The 23194-nt window shown below is 73.4% G+C and carries 16 protein-coding genes, 1 tRNA gene, 1 other RNA gene and 1 riboswitch; of the genes, 3 read left to right on the top strand and 15 right to left on the bottom strand.

Going from position 1 to position 23194, the window contains the following annotated elements:
- Positions 1-66: 66 nt before the first annotated feature.
- The 3 genes from ACIQOW_RS31865 to ACIQOW_RS31855 are packed head-to-tail and all read right to left on the bottom strand — an operon-like array spanning position 67 to position 4606.
- Positions 67-2673 (bottom strand): rhomboid family intramembrane serine protease, encoded by a 2607-nt coding sequence (locus tag ACIQOW_RS31865; RefSeq protein ID WP_401090803.1) that lies wholly within the window; start codon positions 2671-2673, stop codon positions 67-69.
- The gene (locus tag ACIQOW_RS31860) at positions 2640-3965 is read right to left on the bottom strand and encodes an alpha/beta hydrolase (RefSeq protein WP_401090801.1); all 1326 of its coding nucleotides are present in this window, start codon (positions 3963-3965) and stop codon (positions 2640-2642) included. Before ACIQOW_RS31860 ends, ACIQOW_RS31865 begins: the two co-directional genes overlap by 34 nt.
- Positions 3962-4606, bottom strand: a complete 645-nt coding sequence (locus ACIQOW_RS31855) for a class F sortase (RefSeq protein ID WP_401090799.1) — start codon at positions 4604-4606, stop codon at positions 3962-3964. The genes ACIQOW_RS31860 and ACIQOW_RS31855 overlap by 4 nt, the downstream gene beginning before the upstream one ends.
- A gap of 405 nt (positions 4607-5011) precedes the next feature.
- Here ACIQOW_RS31855 and ACIQOW_RS31850 point away from each other — a divergent pair, with 405 nt between their 5' ends.
- Entirely contained in the window at positions 5012-6322 is a 1311-nt protein-coding gene (locus ACIQOW_RS31850) for a hypothetical protein (protein ID WP_401090797.1), read from the top strand.
- A 3-nt stretch (positions 6323-6325) separates the two neighbouring features.
- Here the strand turns inward: ACIQOW_RS31850 and ACIQOW_RS31845 are convergent, their stop codons facing one another.
- Both ACIQOW_RS31845 and ACIQOW_RS31840 read right to left on the bottom strand, forming a co-directional pair.
- Entirely contained in the window at positions 6326-7765 is a 1440-nt protein-coding gene (locus ACIQOW_RS31845; RefSeq protein WP_401090795.1) for an MFS transporter, read from the bottom strand.
- Positions 7766-7972: 207 nt separating this feature from the next.
- Positions 7973-8287, bottom strand: a complete 315-nt coding sequence (locus tag ACIQOW_RS31840; RefSeq protein WP_188294832.1) for a multidrug efflux SMR transporter — start codon at positions 8285-8287, stop codon at positions 7973-7975.
- 44 nt (positions 8288-8331) lie between these two features.
- Positions 8332-8397, bottom strand: a riboswitch (guanidine-III (ykkC-III) riboswitch).
- 85 nt (positions 8398-8482) lie between these two features.
- Here ACIQOW_RS31840 and ACIQOW_RS31835 point away from each other — a divergent pair.
- Positions 8483-8554, top strand: a tRNA-Cys gene (locus ACIQOW_RS31835).
- A gap of 78 nt (positions 8555-8632) precedes the next feature.
- On the opposite strand, the gene ACIQOW_RS31830 is transcribed toward ACIQOW_RS31835, so the two are convergent.
- The 6 genes from ACIQOW_RS31830 to ACIQOW_RS31805 all read right to left on the bottom strand — a co-directional run bounded on the left by ACIQOW_RS31830 (position 8633) and on the right by ACIQOW_RS31805 (position 15973).
- Positions 8633-10960 carry a xanthine dehydrogenase family protein molybdopterin-binding subunit gene (locus ACIQOW_RS31830; protein WP_401090793.1) on the bottom strand — a complete coding sequence of 776 codons (2328 nt, stop codon included), beginning with the start codon at positions 10958-10960 and terminating at the stop codon, positions 8633-8635.
- Positions 10957-12171: a 2Fe-2S iron-sulfur cluster-binding protein gene (locus ACIQOW_RS31825; RefSeq protein ID WP_401090791.1), complete on the bottom strand. Its 1215-nt coding sequence runs from the start codon at positions 12169-12171 to the stop codon at positions 10957-10959. The genes ACIQOW_RS31830 and ACIQOW_RS31825 overlap by 4 nt, the downstream gene beginning before the upstream one ends.
- On the bottom strand, positions 12168-13034 hold the full coding sequence (locus ACIQOW_RS31820) for a xanthine dehydrogenase family protein subunit M (RefSeq protein ID WP_223244628.1): 867 nt from the start codon (positions 13032-13034) through the stop codon (positions 12168-12170). Before ACIQOW_RS31820 ends, ACIQOW_RS31825 begins: the two co-directional genes overlap by 4 nt.
- Before the next feature lie 302 nt (positions 13035-13336).
- Positions 13337-14947: a beta-N-acetylhexosaminidase gene (locus tag ACIQOW_RS31815; RefSeq protein WP_401090789.1), complete on the bottom strand. Its 1611-nt coding sequence runs from the start codon at positions 14945-14947 to the stop codon at positions 13337-13339.
- 101 nt (positions 14948-15048) lie between these two features.
- A complete protein-coding gene (locus tag ACIQOW_RS31810; RefSeq protein ID WP_188298100.1) occupies positions 15049-15327 on the bottom strand; it encodes a DUF3039 domain-containing protein in 279 nt (92 codons plus the stop codon).
- Positions 15328-15388: 61 nt separating this feature from the next.
- Complete coding sequence (locus ACIQOW_RS31805; protein WP_188298099.1) at positions 15389-15973, bottom strand: YqgE/AlgH family protein; 585 nt, start codon at positions 15971-15973, stop codon at positions 15389-15391.
- A gap of 302 nt (positions 15974-16275) precedes the next feature.
- On the opposite strand from ACIQOW_RS31805, the gene murA reads away from it, so the two are divergent.
- Positions 16276-17616, top strand: a complete 1341-nt coding sequence (murA, locus tag ACIQOW_RS31800) for a UDP-N-acetylglucosamine 1-carboxyvinyltransferase (RefSeq protein ID WP_188298098.1) — start codon at positions 16276-16278, stop codon at positions 17614-17616.
- Positions 17617-17693: 77 nt separating this feature from the next.
- Here the strand turns inward: murA and ACIQOW_RS31795 are convergent, their stop codons facing one another.
- The 4 genes from ACIQOW_RS31795 to ssrA form a co-directional block, all read right to left on the bottom strand.
- A complete protein-coding gene (locus ACIQOW_RS31795; RefSeq protein WP_030242980.1) occupies positions 17694-17978 on the bottom strand; it encodes an HU family DNA-binding protein in 285 nt (94 codons plus the stop codon).
- 509 nt (positions 17979-18487) lie between these two features.
- Positions 18488-19960 carry an NAD-dependent malic enzyme gene (locus ACIQOW_RS31790; protein ID WP_401090786.1) on the bottom strand — a complete coding sequence of 491 codons (1473 nt, stop codon included), beginning with the start codon at positions 19958-19960 and terminating at the stop codon, positions 18488-18490.
- A gap of 350 nt (positions 19961-20310) precedes the next feature.
- A complete protein-coding gene (locus tag ACIQOW_RS31785) occupies positions 20311-22614 on the bottom strand; it encodes a HelD family protein (RefSeq protein ID WP_401090785.1) in 2304 nt (767 codons plus the stop codon).
- 151 nt (positions 22615-22765) lie between these two features.
- Positions 22766-23147: a transfer-messenger RNA gene (gene ssrA / locus ACIQOW_RS31780) on the bottom strand.
- Positions 23148-23194 lie beyond the last annotated feature (47 nt).

The raw sequence follows: 23194 nt of genomic DNA, 5'->3' as shown, positions 1-23194 counted from the left end.
GCGGCACGGCCGGGACAGCGGCGCACGGTCACCCGGGTCCGGGGCCCGGGGACTGTGACCCACCGCTCAGCCCGACAGCCTGCGCATCAGCCGGACGCCCTGGGCCGCCGTGAGGTGCGGCAGGTAGGCCTTGCCGATCGCCCTGGTGATCCCGGGCAGCGCGGCCGGGTCGGGATACGCCATGTACATCGGCCGGTACTCCGGCTGGAACTTCGCCTTGAACGCCAGCAGCGAGCGGAAGCCGTACACCGGCTCCAGCACCTTGCCCATCCAGTCCAGCATCCGCTGCAACCCGGTGGGCTCGCCGTCCTGCCCGGTGCGGGCCAGCGGGGCTCCCGACAGCGAGAGGAAGCGCGCGCCCTCCTCCTTGAAGCCCAGCGCGGCCGAGGCGATCAGGAACTCGCTGACGCCGCGGAAGCCGTCCGAGCGGCGGCGCATGAAGTCCAGCGTCCAGCCGACCGGCACGCCGTCCTCGTACACCGGCATCCAGCTGGTCAGCCCGTGCACCACCCGCTGCCCGTCCACCGCGATCAGCACCCGCACGTCCGGGTCGTCCAGCTCCTCCAGCCCGCCGAGCGTGAAGCCCATCTCCGGCAGGCCCTTCTCCGAGACCCACTCCTCGGAGATCGCCCGGATCTGCTCCCGCAGCGCGAGCGGCGCCTCGTGGTACGCCCACCACTCGGCCGAGATGCCCTGCTTGCCGGCCTTGTTGAGGGCGGTGCGGATGTCCTGCCACTTGCGGCCGGTGAAGGCCAGCTCGGGCAGCGGCACCACGGTGTCCTCGGCGACCTGCACCGAGCGCCAGCCGAGCTGCGCGGCGGCGGCCCTGGTCTCGCCGCAGACGCTGTAGAAGCACGGCGTCCAGCCGCGCGCGTCGCAGTACCGGGCGAAGCCGGCCACCGCCGCCGCCCGGTCCTCCGGGGCGCCGAACGGGTCGCCGGTGGTCAGCGCGACGGTGCCCACCACCCGGTAGGCGACGGCCGCCCTGCCCCCCTCGTCGAACCAGTAGTGGTTGCCGTCCCAGGTGGCGATGAACGAGAGCGTCCCGCCGCCGTGCTCGGTCAGCAGCGCCCGCGCCCTGGCGGCCGCCGCCGCGTCGGTGTGCAGCACCGGACGGCGGAAGACGGACAGCAGCACGACCAGCGCGACCGCCCAGAACGCCAGCCCGCAGTACGTCTCCAGGAGGCGCGCCACCGGCCCGACCGCGATCGGGTAGTCCGGCAGCAGGTCGTTGTACGCGGGCGGCAGGAACTGGGCCGGCAGCCCGGCCACCAGCCGGCGCGCGGTCGCCCCCGGCTCGAACTCGCCCGCCACCAGCCGCCCGAGCCCCACGTACGCGGCCGCGGAGGCGAGCGCCGCGCCGCCGAGCACCAGCGCCAGCCGGCGCACCGAGCGCCCGGCCAGCCGCAGCGGGAACCGCTTGCGGGTGGCCAGCAGCAGGACGGTGGTCAGCAGCGGCAGCAGCAGCGCCTCGACGAAGTACTGCACCACGTCCCGGCCGACCGGCCCGGCGTCCACGTACAGCCAGCACAGCAGCGCCGCCCAGAGCAGCTCGGTGGCCACGGTGACCAGCCAGGCGAACCGCAGCCCCCGGCGCAGGCCCTCGGCGAGCACCAGCAGCAGCGCGGGGAACAGCGCGGCCATCATCCGGCCCGGGGTGTCGAAGATCCGGACCACGGCGTGCGCCCGGGCGCAGTCGTGCGCCGACACCGCGCAGAAGTCGGCGACCTCCTCCGGGCTGAGCCGGTGCGAGAGGTACAGCTCCGAGAAGGTGTTGAACGGCCCGCTGGCGTTGTCGTACAGCGAGGCGATCAGCGGCCCGAAGGCCGCGGCGACCAGGCAGAGCGCGACCAGCACCCGGGTCTCGGAGTGCGAGGAGCGGTGACTGCGCAGGTGCGGGCGGCCCCGGCTGACCAGCGCGCCCAGGCCGAGCCCGGCCAGCGCCGCGGCGCACCGCTGGACGCTCTGCAAGTGGCCCACGTACAGCGTCATCACCAGCGGGACGAGCAGCACCAGCAGGTGCAGCCGGCGCCGCCAGAGCACGGTGAGCCGGTACCCGAGCACCCCGGCCAGCGCGAACAGGCCGACGGCGGGGCCGACCGAGATCTGGTCGGCCACCGAGAGCGTCCACGGCTCCCCCGCCGAGGAGCCGAACGCGACCAGCGCGGTGCCCAGCAGGGTGCCGACGACCTGCCCGCCGACCAGCACCGCGAGGGTGCGCGGCCGCCCGAGCCGGTGCTCGGCGGCCGGGCCGACCAGGAGCAGCAGCAGGCTGGTGAACACGTACGAGCCGCTGCCCGAGCACCAGAACACCGAGGTGACCGGCGTCCACCAGTGGCCGTCGGCCAGCGTGGACGTTCCGACCCCGGCCCGTTCCAGCAGCCGGTCGGACGGGCCGTGGGCCAGGCTGCCGGTGGCCGCGCCGAGCAGCCAGAGCCCGGCCAGCAGGGCCAGCGTCAGCGGCGCCGAGCGCAGCCGGGCACCGAGCGCCCTGGCCGCCCGCCGGACCCGCTGCGGGCGCGGCTCGGGCGTCCGGGTGACCGGGGCCCGGTCGGTGCCGCGGCCGGTCGCCCGCCCCGCGTCCGGCCCGGCCCCCTGCTCGCCGACGGCGGCGGCGACCAGCGCGGTCCCCGCCCCGGTCACCGGGTCAGCCCGGTCTGCTGGGCGAGCCACGGGATCTGCTGGGCGATGCCGGGGCGGAAGACGACCCAGCCGTGACCGCCCGGCATCAGCTCGAACTTGGACTTCATGCCGGCCGCCTGCACGGCCTCGTAGACCTTCTCCATCTGCGGTCTGAACTCCTCGTCGGTCTCGCCGACGACCAACGCGACGTTGGTGTCCGGGAACTTCCTGCGGGCCATCACCTGGAGCGGATCGACCGCGTCGAACTTCTTCTCGTCACCACCGAACGCGGCCTTGACGGTCTGTTCCCGACTGCCCAGGGTCGGCTCGTCCTGACCCGACATGTCGAGGACGGTGCCGTACACGTCGGACGCGTTGACACCGAGCTGGAGCGCGCAGGTGCCGCCCATCGAGGCGCCCCCGATCGCCCAGGCGTTCCGTCCGGTCGCGGCCTGGAGGTTCTGGTGGACCCAGGTGGGGACGTCCACCGCCAGGTAGGTCTGGGTCTTGGCGATCTTCGAGTCGAGGCAGAGCGTGTTGGCCCAGGTGGAACCGAGCTGATCGGGCATCACCACGATCGGCGCGAGGCCGCCGTGGTCCGCGGCGTAGGCGTCCAGCGCCTCGTTGATCTGCGCGGAGAGCACCCAGTCCCCCGGGACGCCGGGCTGACCGGTGATCATCACGACCACCGGGAGCAGCGGCCGCGGGGTGGCCTGGTAGGCGGGCGGGAGGTAGACGTACGCGTCCCTGGCCTTGAACCCCGACTTGGTGCCGGGGATCGGCACCACCGAGACGGTGCCCTTCTCCGGCAGGCCCGCCGGGGGCTTCCAGACCTCCTCCAGCACCTTGCCCGGCGGGGTGGTCAGGATCTGGCCGACCTTGGTGGCGACCAGCCCGTCGGTCCTGGTCAGCCACGGCGCCAGCATGACGCGGCCGCTCGGGAACTGGCCGAAGCCGATGTTGACCTGGGAGGAGGCCATCAGCACCACCAGGCCGCTCAGGCCCAGTGCGAGCCCCCGGCGCTTCCAGGTGAGCCGGCGGACCCGGTAGCCGGCCAGGCAGAGCGCGGTGAGGGCGACGGCCGTCCACCACGTGACGTACCGGGGCGTGCCCTCGGGGAAGGGGTGCCACCAGCCGTCGACCACGACGTCCAGGAGCAGGCTGAGCACGGCCGCGGTGAGCAGCGCGGCGGGCAGTCGGAACCGCCACCAGCTCCGCCCGCGGCCGACGGTCAGCGCGAACAGCGCCGCCCAGCCGGCCGCCAGCACGGCGTGCGGAATCGGGCCCTCGGTGAGCGGCCAGTCGATCGGGTTCCAGCGGGAGGCAAGGGTCAGCGTGGTCATGCGGCTTCGCCCGGCCGGGTGGTGTCGGCCAGGAACCCGTAGGCGACGACGTTGCCGTCGTAGCCGTGTTCCTCGCTGTACGCGCCGCCACAGGTGATCACCCGCAGCTGTGCGTCGCCGGCCTGACGGTAGACCCGGTCGTCCGGGAAGTCCTTTCGGTCGTGCACTTCGATGGCGTAGAGCTGGTAGACGGCGGTGGCGCCGTCCGCCCGGGCGATCTCGATCCGGTCCCCCCGGTGGAGCGCGCCCAGATGGTAGAAGACGGCCGGTCCGGCCTTGTTGTCGACGTGTCCCGCCAGGATCGCGGTGCCGCGCTGGCCGGGGCTGGCGCCGCCGCGGTACCAGCCCGCCAGGTTCCGGTCCGCCTCGGGCGGGGTCTGGAGGTGGCCCGCGGCGTCCAGTCCGAGCGCGGTGACCGGGGCGTCCAGCCGGACGGCGGGGATGCGGATCCTGGTCGGCGCGGACGGGCCCAGCGGCGGGACGACCGAGACCGGCGCGATCCCGGCCTGGGCCTGGCCGGCCCCGGGCGCGGGCGGCGGCGCCGACGGACCGCCGTCGTGCAGCAGCCAGGCACCGAACACCAGCGCGGCTCCCGCCGCCAGGGTGCCCGGCCAGGGGCTCCTGCTCTGCTGGACGCCCACGGGCGCTCCCCTCTGCCGACGAGACTCCGCTTTCTGGGAGTTTCCTGGGAAACAATTCAACCGGAACGGACTGTAAGGCACGTCCATACGACGGTCGTACCGGCACCCGCCGATCGGCAGGGTCGACGGCGCCTTTCCTGCGCCACGTGCGCGACCGGTCGCGGAGCGCGACGACCGCCCCCCACATACGATCGCCGCGGGACCCCACCCGACACGACCTACCGACGGTCCGACGGGCCGGTTCGGTTGCGTCGTTCGGGGGATCGCCCGCGACCGCGCGCTGCGCCTCTTCGGCCGGCCCCGCCCCCGTGCCATGCTGACCCGGTCGCGGGGCCCCCACCCCACCCGCCCCGAGCCGGACTCCGCACTCCCGCACGCCGCCCCCGCCCCACGAACGGAGTGACCATGGAAGCCCTCTCCCGCCGGACCCTGCTGGCGGCCGGTGCCGCCACCGCCGCCACCCTGGCGGCGGGCTGCGGCAGCAACCACGCCGCCGACGGGGAGCGGGCGACCGGCACCACCGGGGCCGCCACCGTCCCCGCCACCGGCGCGGCCGACGAGCGGGACGGCTCCCCCACTCCGGCCCCGGCCCCCAGGCCGCAGGCCGTCCTGATCGGCGACGGCTCCACCTCGGACACCGGCGCCCAGCCGCACCAGCCCGTCCCCGACCAGCTGCGGCCCGGGCAGCGCCCGCCCCAGTTCGTGGTCTTCTCCTGGGACGGCGCCGGCGAGCTCGACAACGGCCTGTTCGCCCGCTTCCGCCGGCTGGCGCAGGAGCACGACGCGAAGATGACCTTCTTCCTCAGCGGCCTCTACCTGCTGCCCGAGTCCAGGAAGGACCTCTACCGCCCGCCGCAGCACAAGGCCGGCGCCTCCGACATCGGCTACCTGAGCGACCAGCACATCCGCGACACCCTGGAGAACGTGCACGCGGCCTGGCTGGAGGGCCACGAGATCGGGACCCACTTCAACGGCCACTTCTGCGGCTCCACCGGCGTCGGCAAGTGGTCCCCCGAGGAGTGGGACAGCGAGATCCAGCAGGCGATGGACTTCGTGACGAACTGGCGCACCAACACCGGCTTCACCGACCTGCCGGCGCTGCCCTTCGACTACCGCAAGGAGCTGATCGGCAGCCGCACCCCCTGTCTGGAGGGCCAGCGCAACCTGCTGCCCACCGCGGTCAAGCGCGGCTGGCGCTACGACAGCAGCGGCAACGGCACCCAGGTGTGGCCGCAGAAGATCCAGGGCGGCGCGCTGTGGGACCTCCCGCTGCAGTCCATCCCGTTCCCCGGGCACACCTTCCAGGTGCTCTCGATGGACTACAACATCATGTACAACCAGTGCGGGCCCAACACCAAGGCCGACCCGGCGCTCCATCCCGGCTTCCAGACCCAGGCCCGCGACGCCTACCTGATGGGCTTCGACCGCGCCTACAACGGCAACCGGGCGCCGTACGTCATCGGCAACCACTTCGAGGAGTGGAACGGCGGCATCTACATGAACGCCGTCGAGGACGCCCTGAAGGCCATCGCGGGCAAGCCGGAGGTCCGGCTGGTCTCCTTCCGCCAGCTGGTCGACTGGCTGGACGCCCAGGACCCCGCGGTGCTGCGCAAGCTCCAGACGCTCGCCCCCGGGCAGTCCCCGGGCGGCGGCTGGGAGGCCTTCCTCGGCAGCCCGGCGGCGCCGCCGGCCCCCGCCGCCGGCGCCGTCGGCTGACCGTCAGGCCTTCGTCCGCACCCGGCCGGAGAGCAGCGCGCCGATCAGCGCCACCGCGGCCATCGACAGCAGGATCACCGCGAAGGCGCCGGGCGAGCCGGCCGCCTCGCCGCCCTCGTGGGCGGCGGCGAGCGTGCCGCCGCCCAGCGCCGCGAACATCACCCCGGCCAGGCCCGTCAGCAGCACGTTGCCCAGCGCGTCGCTCATCTGGAGGGCGGCCGAGTTGGCCCCGGCGTCCTCCGGCGCGGAGAGCTTCATCATCAGCACGCTGACGGTCGCGATCGCCATCCCCATCCCGATGCCGCCGACGCCCCAGGCCACCGCCGCGGCCCAGGCCGGCACCGCGGGGACCAGCACCAGCGCGGCGCCCGCGATCGCCACCGCGGTCAGCACGAAGCCGCCCCGGATCATCGCCTCGCGGTAGCGCTCAGCCCCCGGCCGCCCCTGGAGCCAGGAGCCCAGCGCCCAGGTGAGCCCGCCGCTGGTCAGGGTCAGCCCGGACAGCGTCGGCGAGAGGTCCCGCTGGGTGGTCATCATCAGCGGGACGAAGGCCTCGGCCCCGAGGAACGCCCCGGCCGCCAGCCCGCGCAGCAGGATCACCGTCGGCAGGCCCCGGCCGGCCCGCAGGGTCCCCCGCGGCAGCAGCCCCAGGACGGCCGGCACCAGCAGTGCCGCCCCGGCGATCCCGGGGAGCAGCCCGACCAGGTCGCGCCGCTGGCCGGCGTACTGCAACAGGCCCGCGCCGACCGCCGCCATCGCGGCCAGCAGGGTGCGGCGGCGGTCGAAGGCCGCGCCCCTGACCGCCGGGTGCTCCCGCTCGGAGCGGGCCAGCGCCGGGCCCATCACCGCCAGCGGCAGCAGGATCAGCGCCGGCACGGCCAGGAAGACCCAGCGCCAGCCCAGGTGCTGGGTGACGGCCCCGGAGACCAGCGGGCCCAGGATCGAGGGCAGCACCCAGGCCGAGGAGAAGGCCGCGAACACCGCCGGCCGCAGCCGGTCCGGGTAGGCCCGGCCGACCACCACGTACAGCGCGACGATCACCAGCCCGCCGCCCAGGCCCTGGATCGCCCGCCCGGCCACGAACACCCACATGCCGGGCGCCGTGCCGGCCACCACCAGACCCACGCCGAACACCGCGATGCCGGTGAACAGCGGCCGCAGCGGCCCGCTCCGGTCGCACCACTGGCCGGAGACGACCAGGGCGAACAGCGTGGTGGTGAAGTAACCGGAGAAGGCGAAGGCGTACAGCCCCAGACCGTCCAGTTCGCGGGCCGCGGTGGGCATCGCGGTGTTGACGGCGGTCGCCTCGAAGGCGATCACCAGGACCACCGAGACGATCCCCAGTGTCAGCGCCCGGTAGCGGGCGCCGAGCACCCCGCCACCGGGGTCGTCGTCGGGGGGTATCGGTACGGGGTCGACCGAGGTGGGGGAAGCAGTGGTCATACGGGACATGGTAAGAGCCGTCCGCCCCGATGACCCCTGACCCCGGTCGGTGATCGACTCGGTCCTCGGACCCAGGCCCCCGGACCCGGGACCGGCCCGGAGGCCGGTCGCCGCGGCGCCCTCAGGGCGGATGCGGCGCCCTCAGGGCGGATGCGGCGCCCTCAGGCCGGGTGCGGCGCCCTCAGGCCGGGTGCGGCACCCCGGGTCTCAGTGCAGCACCTTGAGGCCCACCACGCCGGAGACGATCAGCAGCAGGCAGGCGATCCTGGCCGTGGTCGCCTGGTCCCCCAGGGCCGCCATGCCGTAGACCGCGGTGCCGACCGCGCCGATGCCGACCCAGACGGCGTAACCGGTGCCGATCGGAATGGTGCGCATCGCGTACGCCAGACCGCCCATGCTGAACAGCAGCGCGACGCCGAAGACGAGGCTGGGAACGAGGCGGGTGAAGCCCTTGGACGATTCCAGGGCGACCGCCCACACGGTCTCCAGAAGACCCGAGACGATCAGAACGAGCCAGGCCATGACGGTCGTACCTCCGCAGTCCACAGCGGCCGGAATGCCGCTGAACTGCGCCGTCTTGTCGTCACCGGGTACGACGCGCTCGTCCGGGATGGCGGAAATGCCGCCACCGGTCTCCGACCGTAGCACATGTCGCCATACAGAATTTACACAAGGACATTGACCCCTCTCCCCCGGATCGGCCACTATGAATTCACTGGCCGTGTGCCCGAGTGGCTTAGGGAACCGTCTGCAAAGCGGTACACGCGGGTTCGATTCCCGCCATGGCCTCGCCGGAAAAGGGAATTGCCGGCCGACTTCTCCGAGTCGGCCGGCAATTCCCTTTCCGTCGTTTTCCCGGGTTTCCGGTCAGGCCGTGACGGCGTCCTCCGCCCGGATCGGCAGCCGGCCCACCGGCAGGCCGGTGGCGGCGCGCACGGCCGCGGCGACGGCCGCCGGGGCGACCACCGCGGGGACGGCGCCGACCGCCTTGGCTCCGAAGGGGGCCACCACGTCGCGCTCCTCCAGCAGCGTGGCGATCCGCACCTCGGGGGTGTCCAGCGCGGTGGGCAGCCGGTAGCCGGTGAGCGAGGGGTTCTGGAGCACCCCGCCCTCCGTGCGCAGGTCCTCCAGCAGCGCCAGGCCCACGCCCTGGGCCACGCCCGCCTCGATCCGGTCCTCGATCTGGCGCGGGTTCAGCGCCCGGCCGACGTCCTGGGCGACCGTCATCTCGACCACCCGAACGGCGCCCAGCTCGATGTCCACGTCCACCACCGCGCGCATCGCGCAGAACGAGATGGAGACGAAGGCGTCACCGTGCCCGGCCTCGTCCAGCGGCTCGGTGGGGTGCGGGCGGCACTGCGCGGTGGCCCACAGCTCCTTGCCCTCCAGCGCCTCGGCGACCGGCATGCCGAGCACCCCGTCGTACGAGGTGATCTTGCCGTCGGCGATCTGGAGCAGCTCCGCCGACATCCCGAAGTTCGCCGCGATCGGCTGGAGCAGCTGGTGGCGGACCATCAGCGCGGCCCGCTCGACGGCGCCGCCGGAGACCCAGGTGTGCCGGCCGCGGGCGGCGGGCCCGGCGATCGACTGGTCGCTGTCGGCCGGCGCGATGTAGACCTCGCTGACGCCCAGCACGGTCTGCACGATCTGCCGGGCCAGCGTCGCGAAGCCCTGCCCGGCGTCGACCGCCGCGCAGATCACCGTGGCGTGGTCGCCGCTGACCCGCACGGTCGCGGTGGAGACCTCGTCCTCGCCCTCGGCGCCCAGCATGTGCACCATGCCGACGGCGTAGCCGATGCCGCGCCGCACCGCCGCCGGGTCGCCCGCGCCGCCGGGACCGCCGGGCAGCAGCCACTCGGCGTCCGGGTCGTCCACCGGCAGGGCCGGCAGCGGCTCGTCCGCGACCGCGTCCAGCAGGGCGCGCACCGGCGCCGGGCAGGTGACGGCCTGTCCGGTGGGCAGCGGGTCGCCGGTGGACATCGCGTTGCGGCGGCGGATCTCCACCGGGTCCACGCCGATCCTGGCGGCCAGCTGGTCCAGCTGCGACTCGTACGCGAAGCAGACCTGGAGGGCGCCCTCCCCGCGCATCCGCCCGGCCGGCGGGTTGTTGGTGCGCACCGCCCAGGCGTCCACGAAGACGTTCGGGCAGACGTACGGACCGGCCGAGAAGGCCGTCGCGGCGGCCAGCGCCTCGGCGGAGACGTCCGCGTAGGCACCGCCGTCCAGCAGGATCTGCGCCTCGACCTTCACCAGCGTGCCCTCGGCGTCGGCGTGGTGGCGGTAGCGCAGCAGCGCGGGGTGGCGCGAGGCGTGGGTGTGGAAGGACTCCTCGCGGGTGAGTGTCATCTTCACCGGGCGGCCGGTGCGCAGCGCCAGCAGCGCCAGGGTGACCTGGAAGGAGAGGTCCTCGCGGTCGCTGGTGGCGCCGGGCACGCCGGTGACCACCAGCCGGACCCGGTCCGGCTCCAGGCCCAGGCAGGCGGCGGTGCGGTCGCGGTCGCCGTGCGGGTCGGTGGAGGACAGGTGCAGCTCCACCCCGCCGTCCGGGCGCGGCACGGCCAGCCCGGCCTCGGCGCCGAGCGGGGCCGGGTCCTGCCGGCCGACCTGGTACAGGCCCTCGACGACGACCTCGCCGACCGCGTCCGGGTCCCCGGTGCGCAGCGGCAGGTGGCGGAACAGGTTGCCGTCCGGGTGCAGCGGCGGCGCGGTGAAGGCCTGCTCGGGGTCGGTGACGGCCTCCATCGGCTCGTAGTCGACCGCGATCAGACCGACCGCCAGCCGGGCGGTGTCCGGGTGGTCGGCGGCCACCGCGGCGACCGGTTCGCCGTGGTGGCGCACCACGCCCGCGGCCAGCACCGGCCGGTCGGCGACGATCGGCCCGGCCGGGGCGCCGTCGGGGGTGCCGTCAGGGCCCGGCGGCAGGTCGGCCGCGGTGACCACGGCGTGCACGCCGGGCAGCGCCAGCGCGGCCGAGGTGTCGATGCCGCGGATCCGCGCGTGCGGGTGCGGCGAGCGCAGCACCGCGCCCCACAGCAGCCCCTCGGCCCACAGGTCGGCGGCGTACGGGTAGATGCCGAGCGCCTTGGGCAGCGCGTCGCTGCGCAGCGGGGAGCTGCCCAGGCCGGTCGGCTCCGGCGTGCCGCCCTCGCCGCCGTCCTGCTGGAGTGCTGCGCCGATGTCGGTAGGCGACGTCATGATGCGTGGTCGTCCTCGGGGAGCCGGATGCCGTGGGCGGGGGTGGCCCCGTACGGGACGCCGGCCGGGGCGCCGCCCTCGGCCGGGGCACCGTGCGGGTGCGGGACGGCGTACGGGGTGCCGTGCGGCGGCGTGCCGTCGTGGGCGGTGCCGGGCAGCGGGGTGCCGTGCGCGGGGGTGGGCTCGTAGACCGGGGCGTCGTACCCGGTGTCGTAGCCGTTCTGCTGCTGGTGGCCGTCCGGGTAGGGCAGGTAGGTGCCGTGCGCGGGGGTGGCCTGGTACGGCTGTTCGGGGTAGCCCTGCGGCGGGTAGTACACCTGGTCGTCGGCGGCCTGGGCGGGGATGGCGTCCCGGATCGGGGCCAGCACGGTGGTGTCGTACACGCCGGTGTCGTAGCCGCCCTGGGGGTCGCCGTACGGCGGCGCGGCCGGGGCCTGCTCGACGCCCTGCGCTCCGGCGTGGTGCTGTCCGACGTGCCGGGGGCCGGTGGCGTGCGCGTCCGGGTGGGGCCCGGCGGACTGCTGCGGGACGTGCTCGATCCAGGCCTCGGCGTCGGTGTAGACCGGCGGCTCGACGGGCTGGTCCGGCTCGGCGGGCCCGTCCGCCGGCCCTTCGGCGGCCGTTTCGGCGGACGCCTCGGCCGCCTCGGCGGCCTCCTCCGCCTCCAGCGCGCGGGCGTCCGCGACGGTCTGGACGGCGGCCAGCACGCCCCGGTAGCCGGTGCAGCGGCAGAGGTTGCCGCAGAGCGCCTGGCGGGCCTCGACCTCGGTGGGCCGGTGGTTGCGCTGGAGCAGGTCGTGCACGGCCATCGCCATGCCGGGGGTGCAGTAGCCGCACTGCACGGCGCCGGAGGCGGCCAGTGCCTGCTGGACCCCGCTCGCGCCGCCGGCGGCCGACAGGCCCTCGACGGTGCTGATCTCGCTGTCCGCGGCCAGCGCGGCGGGCACCAGGCAGCCGGCCACCAGCTGGCCGTCCACCTGCACCGAACAGGCCCCGCACTCGCCCTGCTCGCAGCCGTCCTTGGCACCGGCCAGGCCGAGCCGCTCGCGCAGCACGTAGAGCAGGCTCTCGCCGATCCAGGCGTCGGTGACGGGCCGTTCGAAACCGTTGACCCGCAGCGTGTACGAGGCGCACGGGCGCAGCTCGCGGCTGACCTGCGGGGAGAGGCCGAGCGGGTCGGCGTCGAGGGTCTCGATGGGGTCTGTGCTCACTTCAGCGCCCTTCCCAGTGCCCGTCGGGCCAGCACCGATACGGTACGCCGCAACCGAACGGCGGCCGCGGTCGGCCCCTCGGTCACGGCCTCCCAGGCGCCCTCGGCGCCGTAGTTGTCGGGGACGCAGGCGGCGGCCGCGTACTCGCCGAAGGCCACGGTCGCGGCCGGGTCGATCTCCCGGCTGCCGTCCCAGTCGATGCAGCCGGCCACCCAGGCCTCGGCCTCCAGCGGGCGCAGCGGCACCGGGGCGACGGCTCCGACGGCGCAGCGCACCGAGCGCCGGGCCGGGTCGAGGACGAGGGCGACGGAGGCGGTGGCGCGGGCCGGGCCGCTGCGGCCGGTGGCCTTGAGGAAGACCTGCGGGGCGTGCAGCAGCGGGACCCGCACCCAGGTGAGCAGTTCGCCGGGGCGCACCGGGTCGAGTCCGGTGAGCAGGTGACTGACCGGCACCTCGCGGCTGCCGCCCGCTCTGGTCAGGGTGACGCTGGCCTCCAGCGCGGTGAGCACCGGGAGGGTGTCGCCGGCCGGGGCCGCGGTGACGATGTTCCCGCCGAGGGTGCCGACGTTGCGGACCTGCGGCGGCCCCGCGGTGCGGGCGGCGTCGGCGAGCGCGGGGATGAGCGCCGCGAAGTCGGGGCGGTCCATCCGGGCGTGGGTGAGTCCGGCGCCGAGGACGGCGGTGCCGCCGTCCTCGTAGCGCCACCCGCGCAGTTCGGTGATCCGGCCGAGGCCGACCAGGGCGGCGGGCCGCAGCCGGCCGGCGTTGACGGCCTCCATCAGGTCGGTGGCTCCGGCCACCGGTACCGCGGCCGGGGCGGCGGCCAGCGCGTCGACGGCCTCATCGAGGGAGGCCGGCAGCATGATCGTCCGGTTCACCTGGGTCCCACCGTGCTCCACTTGCTCATCGATCGCCTGCCGCCCGCCGGCCTACGGCCGTGCCGTCCCGCGTCAGCAGCCCGGCCTGGCCCGTAGGGTACGGGCGATCGGGCCGGGTTGGGCAACTCTGGCACACAATGCTCGATGATCACTTCGGGGCCGGTGAACGGGGCTGCCCGATTGGGACTGATACCGGGCGGTATCTGCCCCGACCCGGTCCGGGCCAGGGCAGATGTTCATCTCTTCTTGACGTCGGATGACCGCTCAGAAGTTCCCGGTGAGTAGGACTAACGGACCGGCGGCGGACCCTCCAGCGGGCGGCCGACCACCCCGGGCCGGCGCTGCCAGGGGTGCGGCCCGTCGGCCGGGCGGTACTCGACGCCGAGCGCGTCCAGCGCCTTCAGGTGCGTCGTCAGCCGCTGCTCGAACCCGGCGAAGTCGCGCGCGGCAGGCTCGGCGGGCAGCTCGGACCAGGCGACCTCGGCGAAGGCCACCAGCCGGGGGAAGGCCCGGTAGTCGATGTCCCTGGCGCTGTCCGTGAACTCGCTCCACAGGTTGGCCTGGGTGCCGATCACGTGCCGGGCGGCGGACTCGTCCAGCTGCCCGGGGACCGGCTCGAACCGGTAGACGTCCTCCAGGGTGCGCACGAAACCGATCGGGATCGGCTCGTCCGGCCCGTCCGCCTGCCGGTGGTCGAAGTAGACGTGCTGCTCGGGGCACATCACCACGTCGTGCCCGGCCTTCGCGGCGGCGACCCCGCCGCCGAAGCCGCGCCAGGAGGCGACGGCGGCGCCCGGGGCGAGCCCGCCCTCCAGGATCTCGTCCCAGCCGATCAGCCGGCGGCCGCGCTCGGCCAGCCAGCGGTCGAAGTGCCGGATGAGGTGGCTCTGCAGTTCGTCCTCGTTGGCCAGGCCCAGCTCGCGGATCCGCTCCTGGGCGGCCGCGCTGTCCTTCCACTGCTCCTTGGGGCACTCGTCGCCGCCGAGGTGGATGAACTCGGACGGGAACAGCTCCAGGACCTCCTCCAGCACGCCCTCGAAGAAGCGCAGGGTCGCCTCGGAGGCGTTGAGCACGTTGTGGCTCACCCCCCAGTCGGTCCAGACCCCGAGCGCGGCGGTGTCCACCACGTCGGAGTTGCCCAGCTCGGGGTAGGCGGCGACGGCGGCCTGGGTGTGGCCCGGCAGGTCGATCTCCGGGACGACGGTGATCCCGCGCGCGGCCGCGTAGGCGACGATCTCGCGCAGGTCGTCCTGGGTGTAGTAGCCGCCGTGCGGGCGGTCGTCACGGCGCTGGGCGGCCCGGTAACCGACCATCGAGCGCTCCCGCCAGGCCCCGCGCTCGGTCAGCCTCGGATAGCGCCTGATCTCCAGCCGCCAGCCCTGGTCGTCGGTCAGGTGCAGGTGCAGCACGTTGAGCTTGTGCGCGGCCAGCAGGTCGACGAAGCGCAGCACGTCCGACTTCGGCAGGAAGTGCCGGGCGACGTCGAGCAGCACCCCGCGCCAGCCGAACCGGGGGGCGTCCTCGATGTCGGCGCCGGGCAGCACCCAGCCCTCGCGGCGCAGCGGCGAGCGGCGGTAGGCGTCCGGTCCGAGCAGCTGCCGCAGGGTCTGCGCGCCCCACACCGCACCGGCCGGGCCGCCCGCGGCGAGCAGGACGTGGCCGGGGCGCACCGTGAGCCGGTACGCCTCGGCGGCCAGCGCGTCGTCCTGGACCAGCTCGATTCCCTCACCCGGACGGCCCGGGCCGAGCGGCAGCCCGGTGGCGGCGGACAGGGTGGCCCGCAGCCAGCGCTCGGCGTCGGCCAGCGCGGGGGAGGCGGTCAGCGTGGTGGCGGCGTCGAGCGGGAAGTCCTCGTCCGGGCGCCGGACGGCACTGGAGGGTGCGGGAATGAGGTCCATTCCGACATCCTGCCCACGCCCCGAACGATCGGCATAGACCACCATCGAAAAGCAGTGCTATGCAAAACGGCGTTGTGCGTGACGCCGCGGAGCCCCTCGGACTACTTGTTCTCCCCGTCGCCGTCCTTCGGCTTGCCGATGCCGTCGTAGATCTCCTTGCACATCGGGCAGACCGGGTACTTCTTCGGGTCGCGTCCCGGCACCCACACCTTGCCGCAGAGCGCCACCACGGGGGACCCGGAGAGCGCGCTCTCCATGATCTTGTCCTTCTGGACGTAGTGCGCGAAGCGCTCGTGGTCGCCGTCCCCGTGGGACACCTGGGGGACGGGCTCGACCAGGGTGCCGGTGCCGAGGCCGCGCTCGGGCTCAAGAGTGCTCATGGGTGCCAAGTCTATGGGCGCCTCCGGAAACCCGGCCAGTATCGCGCCGCCGGGCCCCGGCTCAGTTCATCGTCGGGTCCTCCGGATAGGTCGCCAGCAGGGCCAGCGGGCCGCGCTGGCGGCGCAGCACCGAGCGCCACAACCGCTCCGGCTCGGGGCTGGAGACGTCCCCCGGCTCGCAGTCCACCAGGTACCAGGCGCCGCTCTCCAGCTCCGTCTCCAGCTGCCCGGGCGACCAGCCCGCGTACCCGGCGAAGATCCGCAGGCTGCCCAGCTCGCCGGCCATCACCTCGGGCGGCGCCTCCAGGTCCACCAGGCCGATCGCGCCGTGCACCCGGCGCCAGCCGAGCGGCTCGGCGGTGCCCGGCTCCCCCGGCGCCACGGCGAGGCCGAGCGCCGAGTCCAGCGCCACCGGGCCGCCCTGGAACACCACGGCCGGCCGGCCGACGAGTCTGTTCCAGCCGTCCAGCACACTGCCCACCTCGACCGGCGTCGGCCGGTTGAGGACCACGCCGAGCGCCCCCTCGGCGTCGTGGTCGAGGAGCAGCACCACCGCCCGCGCGAAGTTCGGGTCGGTGAGCATGGGCGTCGCGACGATCAGACGGCCGGTGTGGGACCGGCCTCCGTGCGAATGGGCCGCCGTCATGCCCACATGATCCCGCAGAACGGCACCGCTCGGACACCGCAACGCCCGGAAACCCGCCACGCCGGACGAACACCCGTACGGCCGCACCGGCGGGCGCCGACAGGCCCGGAGAGAGCACCATCACGGGAGAGGCTCACGGGAACCAACGGCGCGCCTACTACCATCTACGTCTGGTGGACGCCTCTCTACGGTGCCGACTCGGTTTCGCCGGGGGCCCGAACGCGCCCGTACGACCGGTCCACCACCGGCTCTCTCCCGGAGCCCTCCCCCCGACTCCTCTGGCACCCCGGATTGCGAGAACGATGACCGACGACGTCCTGCTGGTCCACGGCGGAAACCCCCTCGAAGGCGAGATCCGCGTCCGCGGAGCGAAGAACCTGGTCCCCAAGGCCATGGTCGCCGCCCTCCTCGGCCAGGGCCCCAGCAGACTGCGCAACGTCCCGGACATCCGTGACGTCAAGGTGGTCCGCGGCCTGCTTCAGCTGCACGGCGTGACCGTGCGCACCGGTGACGAGGAGGGCGAGCTGATCCTCGACCCCTCGCACGTCGAGAGCGCCAACGTGGCCGACATCGACGCGCACGCCGGCTCCTCGCGGATCCCGATCCTGTTCTGCGGCCCGCTGCTGCACCGCCTCGGCCACGCCTTCATCCCCGGCCTGGGCGGCTGCGACATCGGCGGCCGCCCGGTCGACTTCCACTTCGAGGTGCTGCGCCAGTTCGGCGCCAGCATCGAGAAGCACCCGCAGGGCACCTACCTGGTCGCCGCGCAGCGCCTGCGCGGCACCAAGATCGAGCTGCCCTACCCCTCGGTCGGCGCGACCGAGCAGGTGCTGCTCACGGCCGTCCTGGCCGAGGGCGTGACGGAGCTGCGCAACGCGGCCATCGAGCCGGAGATCGTCGACCTGATCTGCGTGCTGCAGAAGATGGGCGCGATCATCACGCTGGGCACCGACCGGACCATCCTGATCACCGGTGTGGACGAGCTGAACGGCTACAACCACCGCGCGCTGCCGGACCGCCTGGAGACCGCCTCCTGGGCCTGCGCGGCGCTCGCCACCAAGGGCGACATCTACGTCCGCGGCGCCCGCCAGCTGGAGATGATGACCTTCCTCAACACCTTCAGGAAGGTCGGCGGCGCCTTCGAGGTGGACGACGAGGGCATCCGCTTCTGGCACCCGGGCGGCGAGCTCAAGGCGATCGCCCTGGAGACCGACGTGCACCCGGGCTTCCAGACCGACTGGCAGCAGCCGCTGGTGGTCGCCCTGACCCAGGCCACCGGCCTGTCCATCGTCCACGAGACGGTGTACGAGTCGCGGCTGGGCTTCACCGGCGCGCTGAACCAGATGGGCGCGCACATCCAGCTGTACCGCGAGTGCCTGGGCGCCACCCCGTGCCGCTTCGGCGCCCGCAACTTCCTGCACTCCGCGGTCGTCTCGGGCCCGTCCAAGCTGATCGGCTCCGAGCTGGTCATCCCGGACCTGCGCGGCGGCTTCTCGTACCTGATCGCGGCGCTGGCGGCCGAGGGCACCTCGACCGTGCACGGCATCGACCTGATCAACCGCGGCTACGAGAACTTCATGGACAAGCTGCGCGACCTCGGCGCCCACGTCGAGCTGCCCAGCGAGCAGCTGGTCGACGCCTGACGGGCCGGGTCACCGGAACGGCGAGAGGCCGGGCTCCCCAGCGGGGAGCCCGGCCTCTCGGGCGTTCAAGGGGTGGCTCAGGCAGCGCCCTTGGCGGCTTCCTTCAGCTTGGAGCCGGCGCTCACCTTGGCGCTGTAGCCCGCGGCGATCTGGATCGGCTCGCCGGTCTGCGGGTTGCGGGCGGTGCGGGCAGCGCGGTGGGTGCGCTCGAAGGTCAGGAAACCGGGGATGGTGACCTTCTCGTCGCCCTTGGCGACGACCTCGCCGACGATCTCGGCGAAGGCGGCCAGAACGGCGTCGGCGTCCTTGCGGGTCACCTCGGCGCGCTCGGACAGCGCGGCCACCAGCTCACTGCGGTTCATGTGTACTCCTGTGGTCTGTTCGCTTGCGGTGTGCGGGGGCCCATCGGTGCTCCCACCGGGGGGCACCCGGATGGGCCGCAGGTCCGCACACTGTGCTCATGCAGGCAATGCGTGGTCACGGGCCGGATCCGCACCCGGTGCCGTGCGCCGGAGCCGTCGAAGGCCCGCCCGCCTGCCTGGATACGAATCCTGCCCCGACCGGCCCCGAGAAAGCCAATCGGGCCCCGGCCGAGCCACCCCAACATCGCCCGCCCGTTGGAGGTGTGACGCTCCGTCGGCTCCGGCGGACCGGGCGCGGGCGGCGGTCGGGACGACACGCCGGAAGACCAGGGGGACGTTCCGTACTTGTCGGACACGCCTGCCCCGTGCAGAGCTACGGTACGCCCTAGGACTGACAAGCCCAAACACGCCCCTCGCCCTTGTGTCGCAAGGGTTCGGGGCGGGACTGGGCGGGTATGACCGCTATTCGCACATTTGAGCGATCCGTGACGGGTCGCCCGATGCCTCCGTCAGAGCTTGACGACGGGGAAAGCGGCGGTGTCGAGGGTGCCGACGATGCCCGGGGTCGGACGGGCCGGTACGGGGGCCTCCTGGGCACCGGCCAGGGCCGCCTCGCGCACGGCGGCGGCGACGGTCTTGGCCACGTCCTTGTGGAACACGCTCGGGATGATGTAGTTGGCGTTCAGCTCGTCGTCGGCCACGGTGGTGGCCAGCGCCCGGGCGGCGGCGATCATCATCTCGGTGTTGACCGTACGGCTCTGGGCGTCCAGCAGGCCGCGGAAGACACCCGGGAAGACCAACACGTTGTTGATCTGGTTCGGGAAGTCGCTGCGGCCGGTGGCGACCACGGCGGCGGTCTGCCGGGCGATGGCCGGGTCGACCTCCGGGTCCGGGTTGGCCAGCGCGAAGACGACCGCGTCCGGCGCCATGGTGGCCAGGTCATCGCCGTCCAGGACGTTCGGGGCCGAGACGCCGATGAAGACGTCGGCGCCCGCCACGGCCTCCTTGAGGCTGCCGGTGCGGCCCGAGCGGTTGGTGTGCTCGGCGATCCAGCGCAGGCTGTCGTCGAGGTCCCCGCGGCCCAGGTGGACCACGCCGTGGACGTCCGCCACGGTGGCGTGCTCGACGCCGGCGGCCATCAGCAGCTTGAGGATCGCGGTGCCCGCCGCGCCGGCGCCCGACATCACCACGCGGATGTCGGCGATCTCCTTGCCGACCACCTTCAGCGCGTTGGTGAGGGCGGCCAGCACCACGATCGCGGTACCGTGCTGGTCGTCGTGGAAGACCGGGATGTCCAGGGCCTCGCGCAGCCGGGCCTCGATCTCGAAGCAGCGCGGCGCGGAGATGTCCTCCAGGTTGATCCCGGCGAAGCCGGGGGCGATCGCCTTGACGATGGCGACGATCTCGTCGGAGTCCTGGGTGTCCAGGCAGATCGGCCAGGCGTCGATGCCGGCGAAGCGCTTGAACAGGGCGGCCTTGCCCTCCATGACCGGCAGCGCGGCCTCCGGGCCGATGTTGCCCAGGCCCAGCACCGCCGAGCCGTCGGTGACGACGGCCACGCTGTTGCGCTTGATGGTCAGGCGGCGGGCGTCCTCGGGGTTCTCCGCGATCGCCATGCAGACCCGGGCGACGCCCGGGGTGTAGATCATGCTGAGGTCGTCACGGTTGCGGATCGGCAGCTTGGAGGACATCTCGATCTTGCCGCCGAGGTGCATCAGGAAGGTGCGGTCCGAGACCTTGCCGATCGACACGCCGTCGATCGTGCGCAGCTTCTCGACGATCTCCTCGCCGTGCACGACCGAGGAGGCCGCCACCGTGACGTCGATCCGCAGCGCCTCCAGGCCGGAGGCGGTGACGTCGAGACCGGTCACCGATCCGCCGGAGGACTCCACGGCCGTGGTGATCGCACTGACGGCGTTGCCCCTGGCCGGGACCTCCAGCCGTACCGTGATCGAGTTGGAGACACTGGGCACCGTCGCCATCGACGCTTCCTTCTTCCGTCTGTCCCGCAGGCTCAACATCTTGTTGAAGGCATCGCCTGCGCATGCTGGGACTCGATCGTCGCACCTTCCGAGGGGTAGCCAGAAATAACGTTCATTGAGTGTGCGGATCCGACAATCCCACCCGAACGCCGCCGGGCTCCCGCCGCTCACTCCTTGCCTCCTCCGGCCGATGCGTTACATTGGACGGGACACCGGCTCGATCCAAGCCCCCGGGCCCAACCTTCGTCCCTTCGAGGGACCACTTGCCGCGAGGCGAGCATGGCGGGTCGGTGTCATCAACGTCTGAAGGCCCCTCACCAACCGGTGAGGGGCCTTCGTGCTGCGGTCCGTCAGCCGTGCAGCAGCGCGGGCACGCCGGCCGCGTCCGGCAGGTCGTCCGGGCCGGAGAGCACGGTCAGCCGCTGGGTCGCGCGGGTCAGCGCCACGTACAGCACCCGCAGGCCCGCCTCCGACTCGCCGGCGATGCCGGTCGGGTCGGCCACCACGGTCGCGTCGTACTCCAGGCCCTTGGCCTCCAGACTGCCCAGCACCACCACGCGCTCGCCCAGGCCCTCGGCCCAGCCCGCCGCCTCGGTCCTGCGGTCCATCGGCACCACGATCGCCACGGTGCCGTCCACCTCGGTCAGCAGCCGCGACAGCTCGGCCCTGGCGGCCGCGCCGAAGGCCTCCGGCGAGGGGTCGGCGACGGCCGCGAAGCGCGGCTCCATGCCGACGTGGCGCACCGCGCTCGGCGAGGGGGTGCCCGGTGCGGCCAGCGCCAGCACCTTGGCCGCCACCTCGGCGATCTCGGCCGGGTTGCGGTAGTTCACGGTGAGCGTGAAGCGGCGGCGCGGCTTGCCGGCGAGCACCTCGTCCAGCGCGCCCTGGGCCTCCTGCGGGAACGGCCAGGAGGACTGTGCCGGGTCCCCGACGATCGTCCAGGTGGCCATCCGGGCCCGCCGGCCGATCATCCGCCACTGCATCGGGGTGAGGTCCTGCGCCTCGTCCACGATGACGTGCGCGTACTCCTTGCGCTCGACCGGCAGGCTGTCGCGCCGGCGGGCGCTGCGGTCGGCGAAGGTGGTGACCTCCTCCAGGCCGCTCAGCAGGTCCACCGCGTCCACCTCGCGGAACTTCGGGCGGGCCGGCTCGCCGAGCAGCACCTGGAGCTCGTCGATCAGCGCGACGTCGTGCGCGGACAGCGCGCCCTCGCCCGCCGCCGACAGGTGGCGCCAGGAGGCGGCCAGCAGCCTGGCCTCGTCCGGGGTGACGGCCCTGCGGGCGATCCGGTTGGTGTGCCGGTGCTGCCGCAGCGTGCCGAGCACCCGGCGCGGGGTCACGGCCGGCCACCAGGCGTCCAGGAAGTCCAGGAAGGAGGCCTCGTCCGAGACGTACTCGTCGAAGGACTCCTTCTCCTCCTGGCGCTGCTCGCGGGCGTAGTGGTCGGCGGGCTTCGGCAGGTCCCTGGTGGCCTGCTGCCACAGGGCGTCCAGCAGCAGCCGGCGGGCGCGCGGGCGCAGCAGGTTCAGCGGGGTGCCGCCGGAGCCCACCACGTTGCCGCGCACGGCCTTCAGCCGGCCGGCGTCCAGCTTCAGCACCTCGCCGCGGGCGACCACCTTCAGCTCCTGCGGGGCACCCAGCTCCAGCGCCGCCCGGGCGGCCCGGCGCAGCAGCTGCACCATCCGGGCCGAGCCCTTGACCCTGGCCGCCTCGGGGGTGTCGTAGGTGCCCGCCTCGATGCCGTCCACCAGCGAGCCGACGGCCCGGATGGCGACCTGGCCCTCCTCACCGAGCGAGGGCAGCACGCCCTCGGTGTAGGAGACCAGCAGCGGGGTCGGCGAGACCACCAGGATGCCCCCGGCGTAGCGGCGGCGGTCCTGGTAGAGCAGGTAGGCGGCGCGGTGCAGGGCGACCGCGGTCTTGCCGGTGCCGGGGCCGCCGGTGACCAGGGTGGCGCCCGCGGCCGCGGCGCGGATCACCTCGTCCTGCTCCCGCTGGATGGAGGAGACGATGTCGCGCATCGAGTGGCTGCGGGCGCGGCCCAGCGAGGCCATCAGCGCGCCGTCGCCGACCACGGCCAGCTCCTCGCCGTCCAGGGTCGGGGTGAGGTCGGGACGCAGCAGGTCGTCCTCGACGCCGATCACCTTGCGGCCCTTGGAACGGATCACCCGGCGGCGGATCACCCGGCCGGGCTCGACCGGGGTGGCGCGGTAGAACGGCGCGGCGGCGGGCGCGCGCCAGTCGATCACCAGCGGACCGTACTCGGCGTCCAGCACGCCGAGGCGGCCGATGTGCAGGGTCTCGGCGACGGCCGGGTCGGCCCGGTCGAGCGGGGTGTCCGACGGGATGCCGTGCTCCTCGGGGGCGTCCGCCCGTTGGAGGTCGATCCGGCCGAACAGGAAGTCCTCGAACTCGTTGTTCAGGCGTTGGAGGTGGGCGCCGGCCCGGTAGACCTGGGCGTCCCGCTCGGCGAGCGCGCCGGGAGTACCGACCTGGACCCGCTTGGCGGCGTCCTCCAGGATGTACTCGGCCTCGGCGAGCTTCTCCTCCAACCGGTGGTAGACGGTGTCGAGGTGCTGCTGCTCACCGGCGATCTCGCGTGCGCGGACGGTCTCGTGGTCGGTGGCGGGGGTGGTGGGCGTGTTGCTCTGCATGGCCTCGGTGGTAGCGGCGGAATCCGGCTCCGGAAAACGAGCGGACGGATGATCCTACGCCGCGACCCCCCGGCCGCGCTGCTCCGGAGCGGACAAAAGTCGAAGGCCGCCCTCCGCTGAGCGGTGGACGGCCTTCGACATGAACATGGGGTGGTGGAGATGCCGGGAATCGAACCCGGGTCCAGTGGAGTTAATTCAGGGCTTCTCCGAGCGCAGTCCGCTGTGCTTTTCTCGGCCCTGGCGGTCACACGGACAAGCCGCCAACAGGCCCAGCTGCTGTTTGATTTCCCATCCACCCTCGCAGCCCGGGCGGACGGTTGAGTTCCCTAGATTATGCCAGGGTCCGGGTCGGGAACTCCCCGGTCTGACACCCAAGCGCTATCGGTGCTTATTAGGCAGCGAGAGCGAACTGCTGGGAATCGCGCTTAGAGTTGGCGATTATTTTTTTGCGACACGTGGTTTACGAGATCATTGCCGCGTTCCTCGGCTCGCTTCCCCTGTTTCAACATCCCCTGTCGAAACCGATCATCCCCATGTTTTTTTGAGAAACAGCTCGGACGGTGATCGTCCGTGTTGCTTG

The organism is Kitasatospora sp. NPDC091335, from assembly GCF_044757205.1.
Classification (GTDB): Bacteria; Actinomycetota; Actinomycetes; order Streptomycetales; family Streptomycetaceae; genus Kitasatospora.
This window is presented reverse-complemented; position numbering and strand designations above follow the sequence as displayed.